The organism is Buttiauxella sp. AC142 (assembly GCF_979253435.1).
On the sequence record NZ_CEEDCH010000001.1, the window covers coordinates 1,224,419 to 1,245,667 of the forward strand.

Annotated in this window: 20 protein-coding genes; 8 read left to right on the forward strand and 12 right to left on the reverse strand. The window is 52.4% G+C overall.

The window, feature by feature from the left end; genetic code table 11:
- Entirely contained in the window at window positions 1–453 is a 453-nt protein-coding gene (moaE, locus tag AC0IWZ_RS05555) for a molybdopterin synthase catalytic subunit MoaE (protein ID WP_034494155.1), read from the forward strand.
- A gap of 87 nt (window positions 454–540) precedes the next feature.
- Window positions 541–1,251 carry a Bax inhibitor-1/YccA family protein gene (locus tag AC0IWZ_RS05560; RefSeq protein ID WP_034494157.1) on the forward strand — a complete coding sequence of 237 codons (711 nt, stop codon included), beginning with the start codon at window positions 541–543 and terminating at the stop codon, window positions 1,249–1,251.
- Here the strand turns inward: AC0IWZ_RS05560 and AC0IWZ_RS05565 are convergent.
- The 3 genes from AC0IWZ_RS05565 to AC0IWZ_RS05575 are packed head-to-tail and all read right to left on the reverse strand — an operon-like array spanning window position 1,248 to window position 4,338.
- Window positions 1,248–2,297 (reverse strand): lysylphosphatidylglycerol synthase transmembrane domain-containing protein, encoded by a 1,050-nt coding sequence (locus tag AC0IWZ_RS05565; RefSeq protein ID WP_471677897.1) that lies wholly within the window; start codon window positions 2,295–2,297, stop codon window positions 1,248–1,250. The genes AC0IWZ_RS05560 and AC0IWZ_RS05565 overlap by 4 nt on opposite strands.
- Window positions 2,297–3,583, reverse strand: coding sequence for a cardiolipin synthase ClsB (gene clsB, locus AC0IWZ_RS05570; RefSeq protein ID WP_471677895.1), 1,287 nt, complete (start codon window positions 3,581–3,583; stop codon window positions 2,297–2,299). Before clsB ends, AC0IWZ_RS05565 begins: the two co-directional genes overlap by 1 nt.
- Window positions 3,580–4,338, reverse strand: coding sequence for an endonuclease/exonuclease/phosphatase family protein (locus tag AC0IWZ_RS05575; protein ID WP_034494159.1), 759 nt, complete (start codon window positions 4,336–4,338; stop codon window positions 3,580–3,582). Before AC0IWZ_RS05575 ends, clsB begins: the two co-directional genes overlap by 4 nt.
- 132 nt (window positions 4,339–4,470) lie before the next feature.
- On the opposite strand from AC0IWZ_RS05575, the gene AC0IWZ_RS05580 reads away from it, so the two are divergent.
- Window positions 4,471–4,881 carry a YbhQ family protein gene (locus AC0IWZ_RS05580; RefSeq protein ID WP_471677893.1) on the forward strand — a complete coding sequence of 137 codons (411 nt, stop codon included), beginning with the start codon at window positions 4,471–4,473 and terminating at the stop codon, window positions 4,879–4,881.
- Here the strand turns inward: AC0IWZ_RS05580 and AC0IWZ_RS05585 are convergent.
- Genes AC0IWZ_RS05585 through cecR form a run of 5 tightly spaced genes read right to left on the reverse strand, consistent with a single transcriptional unit; the run spans window position 4,843 to window position 10,512 of the window.
- The gene (locus tag AC0IWZ_RS05585) at window positions 4,843–5,949 is read right to left on the reverse strand and encodes an ABC transporter permease (protein WP_034494163.1); all 1,107 of its coding nucleotides are present in this window, start codon (window positions 5,947–5,949) and stop codon (window positions 4,843–4,845) included. The two genes, AC0IWZ_RS05580 and AC0IWZ_RS05585, sit on opposite strands and share 39 nt — an antisense overlap.
- Window positions 5,950–5,958: 9 nt before the next feature.
- Window positions 5,959–7,098, reverse strand: coding sequence for an ABC transporter permease (locus AC0IWZ_RS05590; protein WP_471677891.1), 1,140 nt, complete (start codon window positions 7,096–7,098; stop codon window positions 5,959–5,961).
- Entirely contained in the window at window positions 7,085–8,833 is a 1,749-nt protein-coding gene (locus AC0IWZ_RS05595) for an ATP-binding cassette domain-containing protein (RefSeq protein ID WP_034494167.1), read from the reverse strand. The genes AC0IWZ_RS05590 and AC0IWZ_RS05595 overlap by 14 nt, the downstream gene beginning before the upstream one ends.
- Complete coding sequence (gene hlyD / locus AC0IWZ_RS05600; RefSeq protein ID WP_034494169.1) at window positions 8,826–9,827, reverse strand: secretion protein HlyD; 1,002 nt, start codon at window positions 9,825–9,827, stop codon at window positions 8,826–8,828. The genes AC0IWZ_RS05595 and hlyD overlap by 8 nt, the downstream gene beginning before the upstream one ends.
- Entirely contained in the window at window positions 9,817–10,512 is a 696-nt protein-coding gene (gene cecR, locus AC0IWZ_RS05605; RefSeq protein WP_410372205.1) for a transcriptional regulator CecR, read from the reverse strand. The genes hlyD and cecR overlap by 11 nt, the downstream gene beginning before the upstream one ends.
- 252 nt (window positions 10,513–10,764) lie before the next feature.
- Here cecR and rhlE point away from each other — a divergent pair, with 252 nt between their 5' ends.
- The 5 genes from rhlE to AC0IWZ_RS05630 all read left to right on the forward strand — a co-directional run bounded on the left by rhlE (window position 10,765) and on the right by AC0IWZ_RS05630 (window position 17,550).
- A complete protein-coding gene (gene rhlE / locus AC0IWZ_RS05610) occupies window positions 10,765–12,132 on the forward strand; it encodes an ATP-dependent RNA helicase RhlE (RefSeq protein ID WP_034494173.1) in 1,368 nt (455 codons plus the stop codon).
- A 68-nt stretch (window positions 12,133–12,200) separates the two neighbouring features.
- Window positions 12,201–13,139, forward strand: coding sequence for a tRNA dihydrouridine(16) synthase DusC (gene dusC / locus AC0IWZ_RS05615; protein WP_471677890.1), 939 nt, complete (start codon window positions 12,201–12,203; stop codon window positions 13,137–13,139).
- 152 nt (window positions 13,140–13,291) lie between these two features.
- Window positions 13,292–14,134 carry a transcriptional antiterminator BglG gene (bglG, locus tag AC0IWZ_RS05620; RefSeq protein WP_034494177.1) on the forward strand — a complete coding sequence of 281 codons (843 nt, stop codon included), beginning with the start codon at window positions 13,292–13,294 and terminating at the stop codon, window positions 14,132–14,134.
- A gap of 151 nt (window positions 14,135–14,285) precedes the next feature.
- Window positions 14,286–16,172 carry a PTS beta-glucoside transporter subunit IIABC gene (gene bglF, locus AC0IWZ_RS05625; protein WP_471679083.1) on the forward strand — a complete coding sequence of 629 codons (1,887 nt, stop codon included), beginning with the start codon at window positions 14,286–14,288 and terminating at the stop codon, window positions 16,170–16,172.
- Window positions 16,156–17,550, forward strand: coding sequence for a glycoside hydrolase family 1 protein (locus AC0IWZ_RS05630; protein ID WP_471677889.1), 1,395 nt, complete (start codon window positions 16,156–16,158; stop codon window positions 17,548–17,550). The genes bglF and AC0IWZ_RS05630 overlap by 17 nt, the downstream gene beginning before the upstream one ends.
- A gap of 15 nt (window positions 17,551–17,565) precedes the next feature.
- Here AC0IWZ_RS05630 and AC0IWZ_RS05635 read toward each other — a convergent pair whose 3' ends face one another.
- The 4 genes from AC0IWZ_RS05635 to AC0IWZ_RS05650 all read right to left on the reverse strand — a co-directional run bounded on the left by AC0IWZ_RS05635 (window position 17,566) and on the right by AC0IWZ_RS05650 (window position 21,249).
- Window positions 17,566–18,489 carry a LysR family transcriptional regulator gene (locus AC0IWZ_RS05635; protein ID WP_471677888.1) on the reverse strand — a complete coding sequence of 308 codons (924 nt, stop codon included), beginning with the start codon at window positions 18,487–18,489 and terminating at the stop codon, window positions 17,566–17,568.
- A 149-nt stretch (window positions 18,490–18,638) separates the two neighbouring features.
- Window positions 18,639–18,722 (reverse strand): small membrane protein YohP, encoded by an 84-nt coding sequence (gene yohP, locus AC0IWZ_RS05640; RefSeq protein WP_072011146.1) that lies wholly within the window; start codon window positions 18,720–18,722, stop codon window positions 18,639–18,641.
- A gap of 106 nt (window positions 18,723–18,828) precedes the next feature.
- Window positions 18,829–19,566 carry a class I SAM-dependent methyltransferase gene (locus AC0IWZ_RS05645; RefSeq protein ID WP_471677886.1) on the reverse strand — a complete coding sequence of 246 codons (738 nt, stop codon included), beginning with the start codon at window positions 19,564–19,566 and terminating at the stop codon, window positions 18,829–18,831.
- A 99-nt stretch (window positions 19,567–19,665) separates the two neighbouring features.
- The gene (locus AC0IWZ_RS05650) at window positions 19,666–21,249 is read right to left on the reverse strand and encodes a carbohydrate porin (RefSeq protein ID WP_471677884.1); all 1,584 of its coding nucleotides are present in this window, start codon (window positions 21,247–21,249) and stop codon (window positions 19,666–19,668) included.

Consider the following 21,249-nt stretch of genomic DNA (forward strand, 5'->3'; position numbering starts at 1 on the left):
ATGGAAAATACCCGAATTCGTGTTAGCCACGAAAACTTCAACGTTGGCGAAGAATACCAGTGGCTTGCGCAGTGTGATGAAGACGGTGCAGTAGTGACATTTACGGGCAAAGTTCGTAATCACAACCTTGGTGACAGTGTCAGCGCCTTAACGCTTGAGCACTACCCGGGGATGACGGAAAAAGCACTGGCGGAAATTATCGAAGAAGCTCGCCAGCGCTGGCCGCTGCAACGCGTTAGCGTGATTCATCGCATCGGTGAGTTGTGGCCTGGTGACGAAATTGTTTTTGTCGGCGTAACCGGCGCGCACCGCAGTTCTGCGTTTGAATCCGCACAATTCATCATGGATTATCTGAAAACGCGTGCGCCATTCTGGAAGCGTGAAGCCACGGCTGACGGGGATCGCTGGGTCGAAGCACGCGAAACAGATAAGCAAGCTGCGAAACGCTGGTAACAGGCACCTTCATGTAGTTGTGTTAATCTTAAGGTACAGGCCTTTGAGCCTGATATTCGGTCAACGTAATTCACTTAAGGAAGCATCATGGATCGATTCCCACGTTCCAATGACACCATCGTGCAGCAGGCCCGTACCGGTTTGCAGGCATACATGGCACAAGTTTATGGCTGGATGACCTGCGGCCTGTTACTGACGGCATTTATCGCATGGTACGCCGCAAATACGCCAGCGGTGATGGAATTTGTCTTTTCCAGCAAGATCACCTTCTTTGGGCTGATCATCGTGCAATTGGGGCTGGTGTTTGTGCTCTCTGGCATGGTGCATAAGCTCAGTGCGGGTATGGCAACCAGCCTGTTCATGCTCTATTCGGCACTGACGGGTCTGACGCTTTCCAGTATTTTTATCGTTTACACCTATTCGTCTATCGCCAGCACGTTTGTAGTGGCAGGCGGGATGTTTGGCGCGATGAGCCTCTACGGCTACACCACCAAACGCGACCTGAGCGGCTTTGGCAATATGCTGTTTATGGCGCTAATCGGTATTGTTTTAGCTTCACTGGTCAATATGTGGCTGAAAAGCACCGCGTTGATGTGGGCGGTGACGTACATCGGCGTCATCGTGTTTGTCGGTCTGACGGCCTACGACACGCAGAAGCTGAAAAACATCGGCGAGCAAATTGATACTCGCGATACGCAAACCATGCGCAAGTATTCGATTCTTGGCGCGTTGACGTTGTATCTCGACTTCATCAACTTGTTCTTGATGTTGCTGCGTATTTTCGGCAACCGCCGCTAAGTTCTTTCGCCCTCATCCCGGCCTTCTCCTCCTGGAGAAGGGGAAAAGCTTGCACCCTCTCCCTCAGGGAGAGGGCTGGGGTGAGGGTTGTTTAGCTTCTTCTCGTTCTTCACTCGTATTTTCTTCGCCCGACTCTCAAGCCCCAAATAGCACACAATCGCCAGCAGCAGCGGGGCGATAAAATAAAGCATTCGGTAGGCAATCAGTGCCGCAATAATGGTGCCGTTGCTGGCATGCTCCCCGGCAAGCAGTGCGATAAATACGGCTTCCAGCACGCCGATTCCGGCAGGAATATGCACAATCACCCCGGCGATACTGCTCACTAACAGCACGCCCAGCACGAAGAAATAATTCACCTGCTGACCCAATAACAGCCAAATAATTGCGCCCATCACCATCCAGTTACTGCTGGAAATGACGAGCTGCATCAGCGCAAATTTGAACGATGGCAACACCAGACGCTGGCCTCTAATCGTCATATGGCGATGTTTGGCAAACGCGCAGAACCACAGATAAACCGCAATAATCGCCAGCAATACGGCACCTAAAATCCGCAGCGTGGTTTCGTCGATGTACCAGTGATCCGGTAACTGCACCACACCCACGGTAAAAATCACCCCGGCCAGCAGAATGTAACCCAGCCAGTTTGTTGAAATACTCAGGGAAAAGATGCGCGTAATAGTGGCGCTGGGTAGCCCAAGCCGTGAATAAAGCCGATAGCGCATGCCAATGCCACCCACCCAGGTACTGAGCGTAAGGTTGAATGCATAGCAGATAAACGACACTAGCATCACCTGTCGTTTTGCGAGTTTGTGCCCACAATACGAGCGCGCCAGCAGGTCATAACAGCCGTAAATCAGATAGCTCAGGATAACCAGTCCGACCGCGCTAAACAGCGCCAGGCGGTTATAGTTGCTAATAACCTTCCAGACCTCCTGCCAGTCAACCTTTGTGGCATACACCACCAGCAATACGATAACGGCGATAAAAAATAACCATGTGAGGATTTTCTTTGCTTTGCGCCATTTAGGATGAGAGTACGACATCAGTATTTCACTCCCTGGTTTTCCGTTTCAGCGTCGCTCTCAATACCGGCGGAAGCCGGATTACCCATATCAACTCTGTCCTGAGTTTCCATATGTGGCTGCGCCGGGGGCATGACTTGCGCAAGTTTTGGCGTGTGAGCGGGCAACCAGCCGACCATGGCCGGGAAGTGGCGCAAAAAGTGGAATGCCAGCACGCTTTTACCCAAATTCCACCAGGTTCGTTTTGGCAGCATTGACTCAACGACTGGATGGCAGTCTTTGGCAATCAACGAGGTCAGATTGGCACGCAGCGTGTCATTAAACGTGCGGTCATAAATAATCAGATTCGCTTCGAGGTTTAGCGAGAGACTCAGCGGGTCAAGATTACTGGAGCCGACGGTGGCCCAGTGGTCATCCATAATAGCGACTTTGCCGTGCAGCGGGCGGCGGTGGTATTCGTAGATTTTCACCCCGGAGCGCACCAGGTAGTTGTACAGCAGACGAGCACCGACTTTGACTATCGGCATATCCGGCTCGCCTTGCACGATGAGCTTCACCGAAACCCCACGCCGCGATGCGTTACGCATCGCGTGTAGCAACCTGTAACCAGGGAAGAAATACGCGTTAGCAATAATCACTTCGCGTTTGGCTTTACTGAGCATTTTCAAATAATAACGCTCAATATCATCGCGATGCTGGTCGTTATCACGCCAGACGAACAATGCCTGCGCTTCACCAGGTGTGAGGTTTTCTTGTGCAGGATTCCTGCGGCGTCGCCACCACTGGCGCTTGTGGTCATTGCCCGGCAAGTTAGAAATCACATACTGACAAATATCGTCCACCACCGGGCCTTCGACTTTTACCGAATAATCCTGCTTGGCTTCCGGGCCGTAATCGCTCATCTGTTCTGCGGAATAGTTAATCCCGCCGACAAACGCCACGGAACCGTCAACCACCACGATTTTTCGGTGCATACGGCGGAATAAATTCGTGCGCATCCCGAACACCAATGGGCGAGGGTCGTAATAGCGGAATAGCACCCCAGCCGTTGTCAGCTGTTCAACGAATTCGTCGCTTAAATCGGGTGAACCGTAGCCATCAAGCAGAACTTCGATGCTAACGCCGCGCTGTGCCGCGTCGAGTAAGACTTTATGTAACTGCTTGCCAACATCGTCCTCAAACCAGATAAATGTCTCGAGGAGCACTTTACTGCGCGCATGTTCAATGGCTTTGAATACCGCAGGGAAAAACTGATCACCGTTTTCAAGTAATGAAATCCGGTTCCCGTCGCGCCAGTTATTTTTCATAGATGAATCTCCACGGCGAGTGGCGCATGGTCCGAGAGATGCCGCCATTGCTGCAACGGCAGGGCTGTTGGTGCGCTTGCGGAAGCGTTTTTCACATAAATTCGGTCAAGGCGCAGCAGTGGGAAGCGGGCAGGGAAGGTGCGAGCCGGGCGGCCAGATGCGCGAGTAAACACCTCATCCAAACCCGTTTGCTTTAATTGCCGGTTGGCGCGTTGCTGCCAGTCATTGAAATCCCCGGCAACCACCACCGGCTCGCCTTCCGGAAGATTATTCACCAGCTGACACAGCATATTGAGCTGCGCCTGACGGTGTGCATCACGCAAACCGAGATGCACGCAAATCACGTGTACACGCACATTTTTGTCCGGCACATTCATCTGGCAATGCAGCATGCCGCGCTTTTCGTGGCCTTCGACCGAGATATCACGATTTTCGAAATGATGGATAGGGAAGCGAGACAGCACCGCGTTCCCGTGATGCCCTTCGGGATAAACCGCGTTGCGGCCATAGGCGAAATCGCTCCACATCGTATCGGCGAGGAACTCGTAATGACTGGTTTCCGGCCAGTTTTCAAAACGCACCGAATGCGCTTCGTGGGCACCCATGACCTCTTGCAAGCAGACGATATCGGCGGAAACCGCGCGCACCGCATCACGCAACTCCGGCAAAATAAAGCGCCGGTTGAGTGCGGTGAAACCTTTGTGTGTATTAATTGTGAGCACTTTGAAGGAAAAGTGCTGAGACTTGTTACCCATGCTTCTCCCGGCATTGTTAACATCCTGATGAAAATAAAGTGTAGTCTCTGTCACAAATAGGTGCCGCGTTACGGAATTTTCCGCATACTGCGGTACTCTGAAAGACAGGAAATAGCGGCCAGGAGAGAAATAATGAAATGGCAACAACGTGTACAAGTGACGACAGGCCTAAGCTGCTGGCAGATAATGCTGCATCTGGGTGTGGTCTGTGCGCTGCTCGTTGGCTGGAAAACTGCCACCCTCATACCGGTCGGCATAGGGCTATGTTTGCTGTATGCAGCAACAGTAATTTTGATGTTCGCCCTGCACCGTGTGCGGACAGGGCGGTTACGTGATATCGGAGATTTTCTTGAAGAGCTGACCACCACCTGGTATTTCGGCAACGCGATGATTGCCCTGTGGCTGTTGTCACGCGTCGTCGAAAACAAGTTTCTGCTCGTTGGTGCGGGTATTGCGATGATTGCCGGGCCGATTATTTATTCGCTGCTCGCCAAAGATAAAACCTCAGGCAATTTTGCGGCGAAACATCCAGTACGCCGCTGAACCCGTGGTGGCCGCGATAACCAATAGCGGCCACACACTTCCCCAGACAATATCAAAACTCGCGTTCTTCAAATAAATCTGCTTGGTGATATCGGTGAAATGCCGAATCGGATTCGCCCACGTCAGGTTTTGCAGCCACACCGGCATATTCTCTACGGGTGAAACATACCCCGAGAGCAAAATCGCGGGCATCATAAAGACGAACACGCCGATAAACGCCTGCTGTTGCGTTGAGCACAGCGCTGAAATCAACAAACCAAATCCCACCAGCGACAACCCGTAAATCAGCATCGTGAAGTAAAACAGCAAAAGCGAGCCGGAAAACGGAATGTGATAACCCCAGATCCCCACGCCCAGCACAATGGTTGCCTGGCCAATCGCCACAATTTGCGCAGGCACTGCTTTGCCCACAAAGATTTGCCAGGTTGCCAGCGGAGAAACCAGTAGCTGATCAAGCGTACCTTGCTCGCGTTCACGGGCGACCGAAAGTGACGTCACAATCATCACGCCGATAGTGGTGATCATTGCAATCAATGACGGCACTACGAACCATTTGTAATCCAGATTCGGGTTATACCAGTTGCGCACCACCAGTTCGCTGTTATTCGGTTTTGGCTGCCCGGACACCAGTTCCTGCTGGTAATTCTTCACAATCTGTTGCAGGTAATTTGCGGCAATTTGCGCACTGTTTGAATTACGCCCATCGAGAATAATTTGCAGTTTGGCTTGCTGCTGGCTTGCGATATCACGTGAGAAATCGGCCGGGAAGCGAATCAGCAGCAGTGCTTTTTGGTTGTCGATGGTCGGCTGGATTTCCTGGGGGCTTTTTAGCAGCAACACATGGCTAAACGCTTTGGCGCGTGCAAAACGCTGAGTCAGTTCAACCGAATGGCTGCCGTTATCTTCGTTATAAATCGCGATAGTGGCGTTGGTAACTTCAAGTGTGGCGGCAAATGGGAATAGCACCACCTGCAACACCACGGGCAGAATCAAAATCGCGCGGGTTTGCGGCTCGCGCAGCAGGGATTGCAGCTCTTTGCGAATTAAAGTCCAGAGTCGATAAAACATCGCGTTCCCCTAGTCGAGACGGCGTTTAGTTTTTAGCGCCGTCAGGCCGATAAACATCACCGCCGAAGCAATTAAAAACAGCACGTTGATAATCAATACAGTCGAAATATTCCCCGCCAGAAACAGGCTTTGTAGCGTGCTGACAAAATAACGGGCAGGAATCACGTAAGTCACCGCGCGGATAATCGCCGGCATACTGTCAATCTGGAAGATAAAGCCGGACAGCATGATAGACGGCAAGAATGCGGCGTTGAGAGCCACCTGGGCGGCATTAAACTGGTTGCGAGTAATCGTCGAAATCAACAGCCCCATACCCAATGTGCTGAGTAAAAACAGGCTGGTTACCAGAAACAGAATCAGCAGAGAGCCGCGATAGGGCACGCCGAGAATAAATACCGACACCAGCATACACAGCAGCATCGCCAGCATTCCGAGCACGTAATAGGGCAGAAGTTTGCACAGCAGCAGTTCGGTGCGCGTGACTTGTGTCGAGAGTAACGCTTCCATGGTGCCGCGCTCCCATTCCCGCGCCACCACCAGGGACGTCAGAATCGCGCCAATCACCGTCATAATGATGGTGACTGCGCCGGGGATAATAAAATGCTGGCTGATAGCCGCCGGGTTAAACCAATAACGGAGCTGCACGTCGATCAGCGGTTCAAATTTTTCGCCCCGGTCTTCCGCGCGTTGCTGCTGCCATATTTGCCAGATACCCTCCATGTAACCTTGCACAAAGTTGGCGGTGTTCGGCTCGCTGCCATCGGTAATAACCTGCACCGGAGCCGTCGCGCCTGCTCGTGCCATGTTTTGCGAGAAGTCGGTTGGGATCACCACCAGACCGCGAATCTTACCCGCCTGCATCAACTGAATAAGATGCTGACGATTATCGCTAATGGTTGGGTCGATGTAAGGCGATGCGGTAATGGTATGGGCGAAATCCAGCGCTTCCTCGCTTTGCTGTTCCAGTAACACGCCTACGCGCAGGCGGCTGGAGTCCAGGTTGATGCCGTAGCCAAAAATAAACAGCAGCAGTAACGGAATTACCACCGCAATCAACCAACTGCTGGGGTCGCGTACAATCTGGCGAGTTTCTTTCACGCACAGGGCGCGCACGCGCCGCCAGGAAACGGCCTGATTATGTTCGCTCATGCTCGTGATCCTTATCCCATTGATGAATCAGCGTAATAAACGCCTGTTCCATCGTCGGGTCAGTTTGCTCGTCATCGGCCGCTTGCTCTTTCAGGTCGTCTGGCGTGCCGCTGGCAATCAGTTTGCCGCGATACACCAGCCCAATACGGTCGCAGTATTCCGCTTCATCCATAAAGTGCGTCGTCACCATCACCGTGACGCCTTTTTCCACCATGCTATTGATGTGCAACCAAAATTCGCGGCGTGTAATCGGGTCAACGCCTGAAGTCGGTTCATCGAGGAACAAAATGTCTGGCTCATGCATTAACGAGCACGCCAGCGCCAGGCGTTGTTTAAAACCGAGCGGCAGTGCATCCGTAGCGCTGTTCATAATCGGTTGCAGGCTGAAGGCTTCGCTCATGCGATTGATTTTCTCCTCCTGCGCTTTGCCACGCAGGCCGTACACGCCGGAGAAAAATCGCAGGTTTTGCGCCACGGTTAAGTTGCCGTAGAGCGAAAATTTTTGCGCCATGTAACCCAGATGCTGGCGTGCCTTGCCGGAACTGGTTTTTAAGTCCATATCCAGCACCAGCGCTTTGCCAGAAGTGGGCACCAGCAAGCCGCACATCATTTTAAAGGTGGTGGATTTCCCGGCGCCGTTCGGCCCCAGCAGGCCGAAGATCTCACCGCGCTGGACGGTAAAATCCACGTTGTCCGTCGCCGCAAAATCGCCGAATTTTTTGGTTAATGATTCCGCCCGGATAACCGTTTCGCCTGGCGTACCTTCTACCGTATGCAGGATTTTCCCCAGCGGCGATTCCTGAGTGGCGGCACCGCCGAGCAGGTCGATAAAGGCATCTTCAAAACGGGGCTCGGTTTGTGAAATGCTGTCGGGTGGCACATCAAGCGCGTGGCTGAGATCTTCAAGAGAGGCGTCTTTGGCGAGGATCAGGCGCACCGAGCGCCCCTGAATCACACCATCGCTGACCTGCGGCAACTTCAACGCACGTTGCAACAGCTTGCGATTATTTTCCTCACCGTGACTCACCAGCAGCGATCGCCCGGCCATTTGCTGCGTCAGCTCTTTCGGCGCGCCATGGTAGAGCAGTTCGCCTTCGTTCATCAGCAACACGTCGCGGCACTGCTCGGCTTCATCGAGATACGACGTGCTCCACAGAATCAGCATGCCGTCACCGGCCAGTTCGTGCACCATTTGCCACAGTTCGCGGCGCGAAATCGGGTCGACGCCGACACCGGGTTCATCAAGCAGCAGCACTTTTGGCTGGCCGACCAGGGTGCAGGCGAGGCCGAGCTTTTGCTTCATGCCGCCGGAGAGCTTCCCGGCAAGCCGGGTGGTAAACGGCCCAAGGGCGGTGAATTCCAGCAGGCGCTTAAAGGTGTTTTTGCGTTCCTCGCCCGTTACGCCACGTAAATCGGCGTACAAATTCAGGTTTTCCATTACCGTTAAATCTTCATACAGGCCAAATTTTTGCGGCATGTATCCCAGAACGGCGTGCAGAGCGCGGTCGTCTTCTACCGGATCAAGCCCAATCACGCTGGACGTGCCTTCTGTAGGTTTTAATAAACCTGCCAACATGCGCATTAGCGTGGTTTTTCCGGCACCGTCAGGGCCGACCAGACCAGTAACCGAGCCGGTATGAATCTCGCATTCAAGGCGTGCGACCGCAGGCTTTTCCTGCCCCGGAAATTGTTTCATTAACCCGTGCAGGGCAATGATGCCGTCCTGGCTACTCATGCGCGTTCTCATCGTTGAATTTCACCGTGACCGGCATTCCCTGGCGCAGAGAATCATCGGCATCGGTGACGATAATGCGCAGGCGATACACGAGATCGGTGCGCAAATCCGGCGTTTCGACGGTTTTCGGCGTGAACTCAGCGGTTGGTGAAACGAAACCGATTTTGCCGTGATACGGCTTATCCGGTCGGCCATCGGTGTAAACCAGCAACTCGGTGCCGGGTTTCGCCTGATTCAGACTCACTTCGCTGACGTAAGCTCGCACCCAAACCGGGCGAGTCAGAGAAAGCGTTAGCACGGTGCTTCCGGCGTTCAGCATGCTGCCAGGTTCAACCGCGCGGGTCAGCAATGTGCCGTCGGAGGGCGCAACCAACGTGGTGTCCTGTAAATCTAATTGTGCCTGAGCAAGTTGGGCTTTCGCCTGTTGCAGGCTGGCCTGCGCCTGGGCAATTTCTTGCGGACGGTTCCCGGTGCGGTACTGGCTTAATTTGTCGCGCGCCGCTTTCAGCGTGGCTTTAGCCTGGTCACTGGATGAACGCGCATTTTCCAGTTCGTTGGCAGAAATAACCCGGCGTGCCCATAAACCCTGCTGGCGCTGATAAAAGTTCTGCGCGTAATCAAATGCCGCCTGGGCTTGATTAACCTGCGCTGCGGCCTGGGCAATTTCTTCATCGCGATATCCGGCGATGATCAAATCAAACTTAGCCTGTGACGCGGCGACGTTAGCTTGTGCCTGAAGCAGGGCATTTTGGTATGGCCCCTGGTCCAGCTCACCCAGCGGTTCGCCAGCTTTAATCGCATCACCTTCGTCAACCTGTAACGCCGCAAGACGCCCGCCAACGCGGAAACTCAAATTGACGGTGCGAATATCCACGTTGCCGTATAGCGTCAGCCCTTGCTCTTGTTGGCTTTTGTACCACATCCAACCGCCTGTCCCTGCGGCGATAAGCGCGATAACCACCACGGCGATAACGATCGGCTTTTTACTTTTCATTGCTGGCATTTCCTCGTTGGCTCGATAACCCCTGCAAAATGAAATCGATATGGCTACGCACCACATCGCTGATTTGTTTCACGCTTTCTTGATCAAACGTTGTCCACCCGGCACGCAGCAAAATGGTTTCCCGCCCGAGACGAAATGCCAGCACCTGCCCAAGCAGCGCATGGGTATGAAGAATCGTGGCGGTGTCATCGGGGCTGCGACCCGTATAGCGGCCGACGAGCGTGGTGAGATGCGTGTGCATCGGCGCAATCACTTGCTGGTGAATCAGCTGATAGGCCGGAGTGGGCGAAAGCTGTTCGCGGGATATAAATTTGCTCAGGTTCAGCGTTTCATCGGCGGTCAGCAGGATAATCATGTGCTCGCACGCGGTATGAATCAGCTCGCGTATCTGCTGTTTGTCTGGATTTTCCTGGCTGAGAATAGCTTCGGCACGTTTGACGTGAGGCTGGAAATTGTGGGTGATGAAATCAGCAATCCATTGCGCGGACGCCATATACAGCTCTTCTTTTGAGCCGAAGTAGTAGGTGATGGCGGCAATGTTTTGCCCGGCGAGTGCGGCGATATCGCGGGTCGTGGCGTGCAAGCCATATTCACCAAATTGCGCGATGGCGGCTGTAATTAGCGTGTTTTTTGCCTGCTCACCACGGGAAGTGACCGGCGTCGGTGTCGCGTTCATACCGACCTCTTAAAAAGTTAATCAATCGATTGATTAAGAGTAGGCTCTCGATATCGCAGTGTCCAGTTCCAAACATTTATCTTGTGAATGCATCGAAAAATAGAATTTGTGCGCAAAGTCACAAAACCTGTTACACTGCGCGGCTTACGGCACCGTGGTTTGTGCCCCTCTCTTGCGCCAGAATGACTGGCGTCATACGAACCCCTGGAAACTACACCGCACCTCGCGGTCAGGGCGATTCTGGAGTTCCAAATGTCTTTTGATTCTCTCGGCCTGAACGCCGATATTCTGCGTGCAGTGGAAGAGCAGGGCTATCGTGAGCCTACCCCTATTCAACGTCAGGCGATCCCGGTTGTTTTAGCTGGTCGTGACCTGATGGCCAGTGCCCAAACCGGCACCGGAAAAACCGCTGGTTTTACCTTGCCGCTGTTGCAGCGCCTGGTAGACAAACAGCCGCATGCGAAAGGCCGTCGCCCAGTGCGCGCCCTGATCCTGACGCCAACCCGTGAGCTTGCTGCTCAGATTGGTGAAAACGTCAGCGACTACAGCAAATATTTAGATATCCGTTCGCTGGTGGTTTTCGGCGGCGTGAGCATAAACCCACAGATGATGAAACTGCGTAGCGGTGTCGATGTGCTGGTGGCAACACCGGGCCGTCTGCTGGATTTAGAACACCAGAACGCAGTTAAACTCGACCAGGTAGAAATCCTGGTACTGGATGAAGCTGACCGCATGCTGGACATGGGCTTTATCCACGATATCCGTCGCGTGCTGGCAAAACTGCCAGCTCGTCGCCAGAACCTGCTGTTCTCCGCGACCTTCTCTGACGATATTAAAGGCCTGGCTGAAAAGCTGTTGCACAACCCGGAAGAAGTTTCCGTGGCGCGTCGCAACACCGCTTCTGAGCAAGTGACTCAGCACGTTCATTTCGTTGATAAAAAACGTAAAAGAGAACTGCTGTCACAGATGATTGGCGAAGGTAACTGGCAGCAAGTGCTGGTGTTTACCCGTACCAAACATGGTGCAAACCACCTGGCAGAACAGCTGGGCAAAGACGGTATCACTGCTGCGGCCATCCACGGTAACAAGAGCCAGGGTGCGCGTACTCGTGCATTGGCTGACTTCAAAAACGGTGGCATCCGTGTGCTGGTAGCAACGGACATCGCCGCGCGTGGCCTTGATATCGAAGAACTGCCACACGTTGTGAACTACGAATTGCCAAACGTACCGGAAGACTACGTGCACCGTATCGGCCGTACTGGCCGTGCCGCGGCAACGGGTGAAGCGCTGTCTCTGGTGTGTGTTGATGAACACAAACTGCTGCGTGACATTGAACGCGTGCTTAAACGTGAAGTGCCACGTATGGCGATTCCAGGGTACGAAGTGGACCCATCCATTCCTGCTGAGCCTATCGTTAACGGTCGCCAGCAGCAGCGTGGCGGCGGTCGTGGCAACGGCGGTGGTCAGGGCCAGGGTCAACGTCGTGGCGGCAATGGCGGCGCATCATCAGATCGCAGCAGCGCTCCACGTCGCCCATCACGCCCACAGGGTGATGGTGCCGCTAAACCTGCTGGTGCAAACGGCCGTCGCCGCCCAGCTCGTAAGCCTGCATCCGCATAATTAATTAGGCTTTGCCAACTCATACAGAGGCGCTAACATAGCGCCTCTTTTTTTACCGGAAAAACGCTATGCGTGTACTGCTCGCGCCGATGGAAGGGGTTCTCGACTCGTTGGTTCGTGAACTGCTGACAGAGGTCAATGACTACGACTTGTGTATCACCGAGTTCTTGCGCGTGGTCGACCAGCTTTTGCCGGCAAAATCCTTCCATAAACTTTGCCCGGAACTTCATCAGGCGAGCCGTACATCGTCCGGTACGTTAGTCCGTATTCAACTCCTGGGGCAACATCCACAATGGCTGGCTGAAAACGCGGCCCGCGCGGTGGAACTTGGCTCCTGGGGGGTAGATCTCAACTGCGGTTGTCCCTCTAAACTGGTGAACGGCAGCGGCGGCGGAGCCACTCTACTCAAAGATCCCGACTTAATTTACCGTGGCGCGAAAGCGATGCGTGAAGCGGTGCCTGCGCATTTACCTGTCACCGTTAAAATCAGGCTGGGTTGGGACAGCGATTCCCGGCAGTTTGAAATTGCTGACGCAGTACAGCAGGCTGGTGCAACCGAACTTGTCGTTCATGGGCGCACCAAAGAAGACGGTTATAAAGCCGAGCGGATAAACTGGGCGGCGATTGGCGAAATCCGCCAGCGTTTGTCGATTCCGGTGATTGCTAATGGCGAAATCTGGGACTGGCAAAGCGCGCAAGATTGCATGGCGGCAACAGGCTGTGATGCGGTAATGATTGGCCGTGGCGCGCTTAATGTGCCGAATTTAAGCCGCGTGATTAAATACAATGAGCCGCGGATGCCATGGCCGGATGTAGTGAAATTGCTGCAAAAATATAGCCAGCTCGAAAAGCAGGGCGACACGGGGATGTATCACGTGGCGCGTATCAAACAGTGGCTGGGGTATTTGCGTAAAGAATATGTTGAGGCAACGGACTTGTTTACTGAGATTCGTACACTTAAGCATTCTGCGGACATTGCCCGCGTGATTTGTAACCCGGTACGTTAAGCCGCGATCTTCGTCACGATTTTCAATTCATTCGTTTGAGTGATGTTTCGAAGCTGATAGAGTGTCATTGTTGGATTGTTACTGCTGCGGCAGGCAAAACCTGATTTTCTGGCTTCTGCCGGAGGTCAGGTTTTTTTGTTTCTGGGGTACTGATGAAAATCGCCAAAATACTCAATAACAATGTCGTGGTGATTATTGACGAACATGGACGTGAACAAGTGGTTATGGGGCGTGGCCTGGGCTTTCAGAAGCATATTGGCGACACCCTGGAAAACGACAAGATTGAGAAAGTGTTTGCCCTGAAAAGTGACGAACTGGTTGCGCGGTTAAGCGAATTACTTAGCCAAATCCCGCTGGAAGTGATGACCACCTGCGATCGTATTATTGAGCTTTCGCGTCAGCGCCTGGGTAAGTTACAAGAAAGCCTGTACATCACGCTGACCGATCACTGCCATTTTGCTATAGAGCGGCAAAAGAAGGGAGTGGTGATTCGCAACGTCTTGCTGTGGGAAATTAAGCGTCTTTACCCTAAAGAGTTTTTGCTCGGCCAGGAAGCGTTGACCATCATCGAAAAGCGCCTGAATGTTCAATTAGCGGAAGATGAGGCCGGGTTTATTGCTTTGCATCTGGTGACTGCGCAGTTGAATAGCGAAATGCCGGAAGTGATGCACGTGACCCGGGTGATGCAGGAAATCTTGCAGATCGTGAAGTATCAACTGCGGTTTGAGTATGACGAAGAGAGTCTGAGTTATCAGCGCTTTGTTACGCATCTGAAGTTTTTTGCCCAACGAATGCTGAGCCGCAACGTGGTGGCAGATGACGATGTCACGCTACATGCGGCAGTGAAAGATAATTACCCGCAAGCCTGGCGTTGTGCTGAAAAACTCAGTCGCCATCTGATGACGGAATATCAACGAGAGCTAACGACAGAAGAAATTATGTTCCTCGCAATTCACATTGAGCGGGTGCGCAAAGAGAGTCTTAAAGTTTCATAACGACGTGCCGAAAGGCCGACGAAAACAAAAACGGATTGTTACTGCTGCGGCAGGCAAAACCTGAGCACTGGCTTCTCCTTGAGGGAAGTCGGTCTCAGGTTTTTTTTTACTTTACTCAGTCATATATGCCGAAAGGTGAAAGGAAAGAATGATGGGATATCAAGATGTTGCGAGAGATATTCTGACCCATGTCGGTGGGAGAGAAAATATTATCAGTCTGGTTCACTGCGCCACGCGCTTACGTTTTAAGCTCAAAGATCAGAAACAGCCTGATGCACAGGCGCTGAAAAATAATCCTGGCGTGATTATGGTGGTGGAAAGCGGCGGGCAGTTCCAAGTGGTGATTGGTAATCATGTTCACGATGTTTACAACGCGGTGTGTGCTGAGGCCGGAATTGTTGAAGATGGCGTTCAGCCAGCGTCTGAACCGGGTGAAAAGGTTAATATTCTCAGCCGCTTGATTGATATTGTGTCAGCAGTATTTACGCCGTTTATCGGTGTGATGGCGGCTTCCGGTATTCTCAAAGGTTTGCTCGCCGTGGCGGTGGTTTTTGGCTGGCTAACGACCGAAAGCGGGACATATAAACTGTGGTTCGCCGCCAGTGATTCGCTGTTTTACTTCTTCCCTCTGGCGCTGGGTTACACGGCAGGTAAAAAATTTGGCGGGAATCCATTCGTTACCATGGCTATCGGTGGGGCGCTGACGCATCCGGTGGTGATGCAGGCCTTAGAGGCCAGTAGCCAGGCGGGGGCCGCCACCGAATACTTCCTCGGTATTCCGGTCACTTTTATTAACTACAGTTCTTCAGTTATCCCGATTATTTTCGCCGCGTGGGTGAGTTGCTGGCTGGAAAAACAGGGCAACAAACTATTGCCCTCTGCGATGCGTAACTTCTTCTCCCCGCTGTTTTGTCTTGCCATCACGGTTCCACTGACCTTTCTGTTGATTGGGCCTGTCGCGACATGGCTAAGCCAGATGTTAGCTCATGGGTATCAGGCAATTTATGCTCTGGCACCATGGCTTGCAGGCGGTGTGATGGGGGCTATCTGGCAGGTGTGCGTCATCTTCGGACTGCACTGGGGATTAGTCCCGCTGATGATTAACAACCTGAGCGTGCTCGGTCACGACACGATGATGCCGCTGTTATTGCCCGCCGTTATGGGACAAGTGGGCGCGACCTTAGGTGTATTCATTCGTACCCGCGATAAGAAGCTTAAAGTGCTGGCAGGCTCCGCGTTCACCGCAGGGATCTTCGGTATAACTGAACCTGCTGTGTATGGGGTGACGCTGCCTAATCGCCGTCCGTTTATCTTCGGCTGCGTTGCCGGTGCCGTTGGCGGCGTGATTGTTGGGTTCAGCCAGACAAACGTTTATTCGTTTGGCTTCGCCAATATTTTTTCCTTCGCGCAAATGATTCCGCCAGGCGGCGTGGATGCAACCGTGTGGGGCGCTGTTTTCGGAACGCTGTTGTCGCTGGTATTAGCCTGCGTTCTGACATGCATCGCGGGTTTACCCCGTACAGAAGTTAACGCGCCTGTTGTGACGAAAGCGCGCGCGAACGACATCCTTGCGCCGATGAGCGGAACGGTACTGGCGATGGATCAGGTTCCAGATTCCACTTTCGCCAGTGGTTTGCTTGGCGAAGGGGCAGCGATAATCCCGCTGACCGGCAAAGTTATCGCACCGTTTTATGGTCAAGTCGCCTCGTTATTCCAGACCCGCCACGCCATTGGTTTGCTTAGCGATAGCGGCATCGAAGTGCTGATTCATATTGGTATTGATACGGTAAAACTGAATGGTCAGTACTTCACCACCCATGTGAAAGTGGGGGACAAAATTAAGCCCGGCGATTTGCTGATTGAGTTCGACAGGCAAGCGATTCTGGATGCCGGATACGACCTCGCAACCCCCGTCATTATCAGCAATAGCGACGAGTACGCGAGTGTGATGCGAAATACTAATGACCATGTAATTGATTCAGGTATGCCGTTCATGACGGTTCTAAACAAAGGAGAAGTAAATGAAAGCATTTCCTAAAACGTTTCTGTGGGGCGGCGCGATCGCTGCAAATCAGGTAGAAGGCGCATGGCTTGAGGATGGGAAGGGTGTTTCCACTTCTGACCTGCAACCGAATGGCGTATTAAGCGACACCGTTGAGCGCAAGCCGGGTGATTTTGGCCTTAAAGATATCGCGATCGATTTCTACCATCGCTACCCGGAAGACATCGCGTTGTTTGCGGAAATGGGGTTTAGCTGCCTGCGCGTGTCCATTGCCTGGACACGTATCTTCCCGAACGGTGACGAAACTCAGCCTAACGAAGCGGGTCTTGCATACTATGACCGTCTGTTCGATGAGCTGGCGAAACACAACATCACGCCGATGGTCACGCTTTCGCATTACGAAATGCCGTGGGGCCTGGTGAAAAACTACGGTGGCTGGGGCAACCGTGAAACCATCACCTTCTTTGAGCGTTATGCGCGTACCGTATTCACACGTTTCAAAAGTAAAGTGAAGCTGTGGCTGACGTTCAACGAAATCAACATGGCGCTGCACGCGCCGATGACGGGCGTTGGGATCTCTGAAACCAGCAGTAAAGCTGAAATTTACCAGGCGATTCACCACCAACTCGTTGCCAGTGCGCTGGCGGTAAAAGCCTGCCACGAAATCATTCCTGATGCGCGTATCGGCAACATGTTGCTGGGCGGCCTGGTGTATCCGTTGAGCTGCAAGCCAGAAGATGTGCTGGAAACCATGCAGGAAAATCGCAACTGGTTGTTCTTTGGCGACGTGCAATGTCGCGGTGAATATCCGGGTTATATGCTGCGCTATTTCCGCGACAACGGCATCAAGCTGGAAATCTCTGAGAGCGACCGCGAAGCGCTGAAGGCGACCATCGACTTTATCTCCTTTAGTTACTACATGTCCGGATGCGTCACTGCTGATGAAGAACTCAATGAGAAAGCGCGTGGCAATATTCTAAACATGGTGCCAAACCCGCACCTGGCGAGTTCCGAATGGGGCTGGCAAATCGACCCAATCGGCCTGCGTATTTTGCTCAACAAGCTGTGGGATCGTTATCAGAAGCCATTGTTTATTGTTGAAAACGGCTTAGGGGCGAAGGATAAACTCGAAGACGATGGGACGGTGCATGATGATTATCGCATCAGCTATCTCAACGACCACTTAGTTCAGGTGCGCGAAGCGATTGAAGATGGTGTTGAGGTGCTGGGTTACACCTGCTGGGGACCGATCGACCTGGTGAGTGCATCGAAGGCGGAGTTGTCTAAGCGCTACGGGTTTATCTATGTGGATCGTGATGACAAAGGTAACGGTACGCTTGCACGTTCACGCAAGAAAAGCTTCAACTGGTATAAAGAAGTGATTGCGACCAATGGCGCGAGTTTGAAAGGATAATTGTTGGGGCGGGGGTTAACCCCGCTCACTCACCATTCGCTTAATAAACCCGCGCACCCACATCAGCGCCGCATCACTGTTATGGCGCTGATGCCACAACAACGCCACTTCAAATGGCGCAATATCCAGCGGCACCGGGCTGCTGCACAGTCCCCAGGTTTTCTGCCAATTTTCACACAACCCCTGCGGCACAGTTGCCAGTATCGGCATCATGCTTAATAGTCCCGGCAGCGCGGAAAAGTGCGGGGTGGTGTAGTTAATCTCACGTTTCAAATTTTGCCGGGCTAACACGGTGTCGATATGGCTGCTGGTCGCTTCGCGGTAGCTCACCAAAACATGCTGTTGCGCAGCATAAATCTCCGCAGAAAGCGGGGCGGCGAGTTGCAATTGCGACGGATGCCAGAGCGTCACGAACTCCATCGGCGTCAGAAGTTCGCGTTCCATCCACCGTGCGGACTGGTTTGCCACGCTGATGGCCATATCCAAATCCCCACCTTCCAGGCGCTGCGCGTCCGTAAAAGAGTCACTGGCGACGACATTCAGGCGCACGCCTGGCGCCTGCGCGCGCAGCGCTGGCAGCAGTTGTGGCATCAGCCACATTTCTACCCAGTCAGTCATGCCGATGGTGATTGTCGCTTTTGCTGAAGCGGGGTGAAACTCCGCCTGCTGGAACAATGCGCTTTGCAATTGCTCGAGCAGCGGCATCAATTCTGTATGCAGCTCCGTTGCACGCGCCGTGGGCTGCATGCGATGGCCGCTGCGAATAAAAAGCGGGTCATCAAACATTTCACGCAAACGTGCCAGCGAACCGCTGACTGCGGGCTGGCCGAGATGTAGCTTATCCGCCGCCAGAGACACGCTCTGTTCGCGAAATAAAACCGCAAACGCAATCAATAAGTTGAGGTCTATTTTGCGAAAATCACTTTCTTTGATAGTCATTATTTCTCCAATCAATTGGAGTGATAATAAAGCTTCGCGGACAGTGTCTGCAAGGTGAACTCGATTTTGACTGGAAATGAATACACAAGAGGAAGCGAGGGGACGACGCTAACAAAGGGGTGCCGCCATTGTGGTGGCACCCGCTGTTTTCAGAAAATCATCTTAAACACGCCAGTAACGACCAATAAGCCAATAATAAAGATAATCAAAATTGCCCAAAGAATAATTTTCATCACGACTCCCTATCTTATGGCTAGTGTTTAAACAGTATAGGCAAGGAAGTGCGGGGCGGGGGGAGTTGCCTCCCCATAAACGCAAATTGAGATAAATTGAAGTGAATTAGATTAGAGGCTTACGCGCAGCAAGCAGGAAAATCATCGGGCGTTCTTTTTCTTCATCAAGCGCCGGGTTCTGGGCGATTTGTTCAGCGTCTGGCCCCCATTCATCGAGTTTTTCGATAATAAAACCGCTGGCAATCAGCGCGTTTATCCAGCTCGAAAGTTTGCGATGTTGTTTCTTCACGCCGTCCGCAAACCAGTTGCTGATACGCACGCCTTCCTGCTGATAATGATTCACCGGCCAGGATTTTTGCCCGGTCTGATCGGTCATCCAGCCTTGTTGCAACGGGGCGGTATAAATCGGATGCTCTGCCGAAAACACCAGCATGCCACCGGGAACCAGCGCCTGATAAAGCGTGTTGAAAAGTGCCGGAATATTTTCCAGATAATGCAGCGCCAGCGAGCTGTAAAACAGGTCAACACTTTGTACTTCCGGCTGTAACTGCTCCAGATCTTCACGGCGATAAACAATGCCCGCGCCCGTGGTCATTTCCTGTGCTTTTTCGAGCATTTTCAACGAGACATCCAGGCCCAACACATTTGCTGCACCCTGGTCACGTGCGTAGCGGCAAAACCAACCGTATCCGCAGCCTAAGTCCACCACCGTTTTACCTTGTAACGGTGGTAAAAATGTTTGTATGGTTGCCCATTCCGGTGCGCCATCTAACCCTTTAATGGAGCGGTCAAGAGTGGCGTATCCTTCAAAAAATGCCGGGTTATCATAGATATTTTGTGTCATTGCAACTCCTGTTCGCAAAGCCGTGATTGGCAGAAGAAGTCTAATGAAGTTATTAACCTGGGGAAAGGGTTCCCCAGGTTAAGGGTGGAGCTTTTCCTGTCAGAACCAAATTTCCGTCTGTACGCCGAAGTTCCAGTTCCCGCCTGCGGTGAAGCCCGTGCTGCCGAAATCATCATTGATGGCATAATGATCCAGCTCTTTTGACCAGTTCATATACGTGGCAAAGAAGCGAATTTCTGGGCGAGCTTTAATATCGAAGACATTGCCGACTTTAAAGGTTGGTGCGAAGGTCAGCTTGTAGAAGTCCCCTTTTACCGCCTGATAGTTATAGGTTGATCCGTCCGAGGTGTAGCTTCGGCCATTCGGATCTAAATCCATATATTGCCAGGAGGCCTCATAAAGCAGGGCGAAGTTTTGCGTAATGGCCTGTGAAGCGCGCAGGTTAAAGGTCGCCCAATCGTAACGATCGCCATCGCGATAACGGTCCTCACTGTGCTGGGCAATAACCGATGGAGCCAGTTCCCAGTTTTTACTCACCGGTACGATGCCGTAAGAGGCAAAGCGTAAGGATTTCGCATTCTCGGTTAAATCCCCGTCGCTACCAGGCTGGCGTGCTTCTGCGCCCAAGCCACCGCCATACTGTAGCGCTGTCTCAGAAACACCCGGGGCCAGGCCATAGAACCTGGATTTATCATGGTAGGCCAACATCGCGTAATAGCCATTTTTGGCGGTATTATCGCTGCGCAAAGCGTAGCTTCCGGTGGTTGAGGTGTTGTCTTTTAAGTCGTCATTTCCTTGCGCTGTCATGCCGGTTAACATCAATTGCCAGTTGTTGTAGAAGTTATTGGCCGTAAACATCAGGTTCTGAATGTCATTGTCGTTGTAATTATCGCTGCCGAGGTCGCCAAAATTACGCCCGTAAACGTTAAAGTCAGATTTTAATTTATCCGTCCACTGCACATCATTTATTCCTCCCCCGGTTCCACCGAGGAACATAATATCGCTATCCGTAAAGTGAATGTCGAAATTATCACGGTCAAAGCGCTTGCCTGCCCATAATATGGCGTGTTCCGCGACGCCACCGAAGCTTGCCAGATCACCCATTTCGACATAAAGCTGGCGAATATTGATATGATGGCTGTCATTATCCTGAACCCATGGATCAGGGTTATTAGCCCCATCGGCCAACATGGTTTTGAAATGTGCCCATGAACCGTCATCAAAACTCATTTTCTTATTGAAACTTAATTCTACGTAATTATCTTTTTCATTGCCGAGGCGCCCGACATGCGCGTCCCCATTTAATGAACTTGCGGGTGAAACACCTGGTCCACCGCGACCACCTTTCCCATGCTCATTAATCAGCAGCCCTGAACGGGCGTAAGCGGAAAACTCAAAGCCATCATCACGTTTATTTTTTTCCACCATTTCGATCTGTTGCGTTTGTTTTTCTTGTTTCTTCGTTACCTGCGCAAGCTGTTGTTCGGCGGCGAGGGTGCGCTTTTCTGCTTTATCAGCCCGGAGCTTGGCTTCACTCGCTTCTCGTTCGGCCAGATTTAATCTCGACTCCAACAATGTCAGTCTTTGTTCTATTGATAAGGGAGTTGAAGCCTGAGCTGAGGAGTAATAGCCCAGCCCAAAAAAGGCGCAGAGAATCCCTGCGCGAATCTTTGTGATACGCAT

What these genes read in the sequence shown, in the direction of transcription:
- moaE (WP_034494155.1), top strand. Translation starts at nt 1, where the DNA reads ATGGAAAATACCCGAATTCGTGTTAGCCACGAAAACTTCAACGTTGGC.
- AC0IWZ_RS05560 (WP_034494157.1), top strand. Translation starts at nt 541, where the DNA reads ATGGATCGATTCCCACGTTCCAATGACACCATCGTGCAGCAGGCCCGT.
- AC0IWZ_RS05565 (WP_471677897.1), bottom strand. Translation starts at nt 2,297, where the DNA reads ATGTCGTACTCTCATCCTAAATGGCGCAAAGCAAAGAAAATCCTCACA.
- clsB (WP_471677895.1), bottom strand. Translation starts at nt 3,583, where the DNA reads ATGAAAAATAACTGGCGCGACGGGAACCGGATTTCATTACTTGAAAAC.
- AC0IWZ_RS05575 (WP_034494159.1), bottom strand. Translation starts at nt 4,338, where the DNA reads ATGGGTAACAAGTCTCAGCACTTTTCCTTCAAAGTGCTCACAATTAAT.
- AC0IWZ_RS05580 (WP_471677893.1), top strand. Translation starts at nt 4,471, where the DNA reads ATGAAATGGCAACAACGTGTACAAGTGACGACAGGCCTAAGCTGCTGG.
- AC0IWZ_RS05585 (WP_034494163.1), bottom strand. Translation starts at nt 5,949, where the DNA reads ATGTTTTATCGACTCTGGACTTTAATTCGCAAAGAGCTGCAATCCCTG.
- AC0IWZ_RS05590 (WP_471677891.1), bottom strand. Translation starts at nt 7,098, where the DNA reads ATGAGCGAACATAATCAGGCCGTTTCCTGGCGGCGCGTGCGCGCCCTG.
- AC0IWZ_RS05595 (WP_034494167.1), bottom strand. Translation starts at nt 8,833, where the DNA reads ATGAGTAGCCAGGACGGCATCATTGCCCTGCACGGGTTAATGAAACAA.
- hlyD (WP_034494169.1), bottom strand. Translation starts at nt 9,827, where the DNA reads ATGAAAAGTAAAAAGCCGATCGTTATCGCCGTGGTGGTTATCGCGCTT.
- cecR (WP_410372205.1), bottom strand. Translation starts at nt 10,512, where the DNA reads ATGAACGCGACACCGACGCCGGTCACTTCCCGTGGTGAGCAGGCAAAA.
- rhlE (WP_034494173.1), top strand. Translation starts at nt 10,765, where the DNA reads ATGTCTTTTGATTCTCTCGGCCTGAACGCCGATATTCTGCGTGCAGTG.
- dusC (WP_471677890.1), top strand. Translation starts at nt 12,201, where the DNA reads ATGCGTGTACTGCTCGCGCCGATGGAAGGGGTTCTCGACTCGTTGGTT.
- bglG (WP_034494177.1), top strand. Translation starts at nt 13,292, where the DNA reads ATGAAAATCGCCAAAATACTCAATAACAATGTCGTGGTGATTATTGAC.
- bglF (WP_471679083.1), top strand. Translation starts at nt 14,286, where the DNA reads ATGGGATATCAAGATGTTGCGAGAGATATTCTGACCCATGTCGGTGGG.
- AC0IWZ_RS05630 (WP_471677889.1), top strand. Translation starts at nt 16,156, where the DNA reads ATGAAAGCATTTCCTAAAACGTTTCTGTGGGGCGGCGCGATCGCTGCA.
- AC0IWZ_RS05635 (WP_471677888.1), bottom strand. Translation starts at nt 18,489, where the DNA reads ATGACTATCAAAGAAAGTGATTTTCGCAAAATAGACCTCAACTTATTG.
- yohP (WP_072011146.1), bottom strand. Translation starts at nt 18,722, where the DNA reads ATGAAAATTATTCTTTGGGCAATTTTGATTATCTTTATTATTGGCTTA.
- AC0IWZ_RS05645 (WP_471677886.1), bottom strand. Translation starts at nt 19,566, where the DNA reads ATGACACAAAATATCTATGATAACCCGGCATTTTTTGAAGGATACGCC.
- AC0IWZ_RS05650 (WP_471677884.1), bottom strand. Translation starts at nt 21,249, where the DNA reads ATGCGTATCACAAAGATTCGCGCAGGGATTCTCTGCGCCTTTTTTGGG.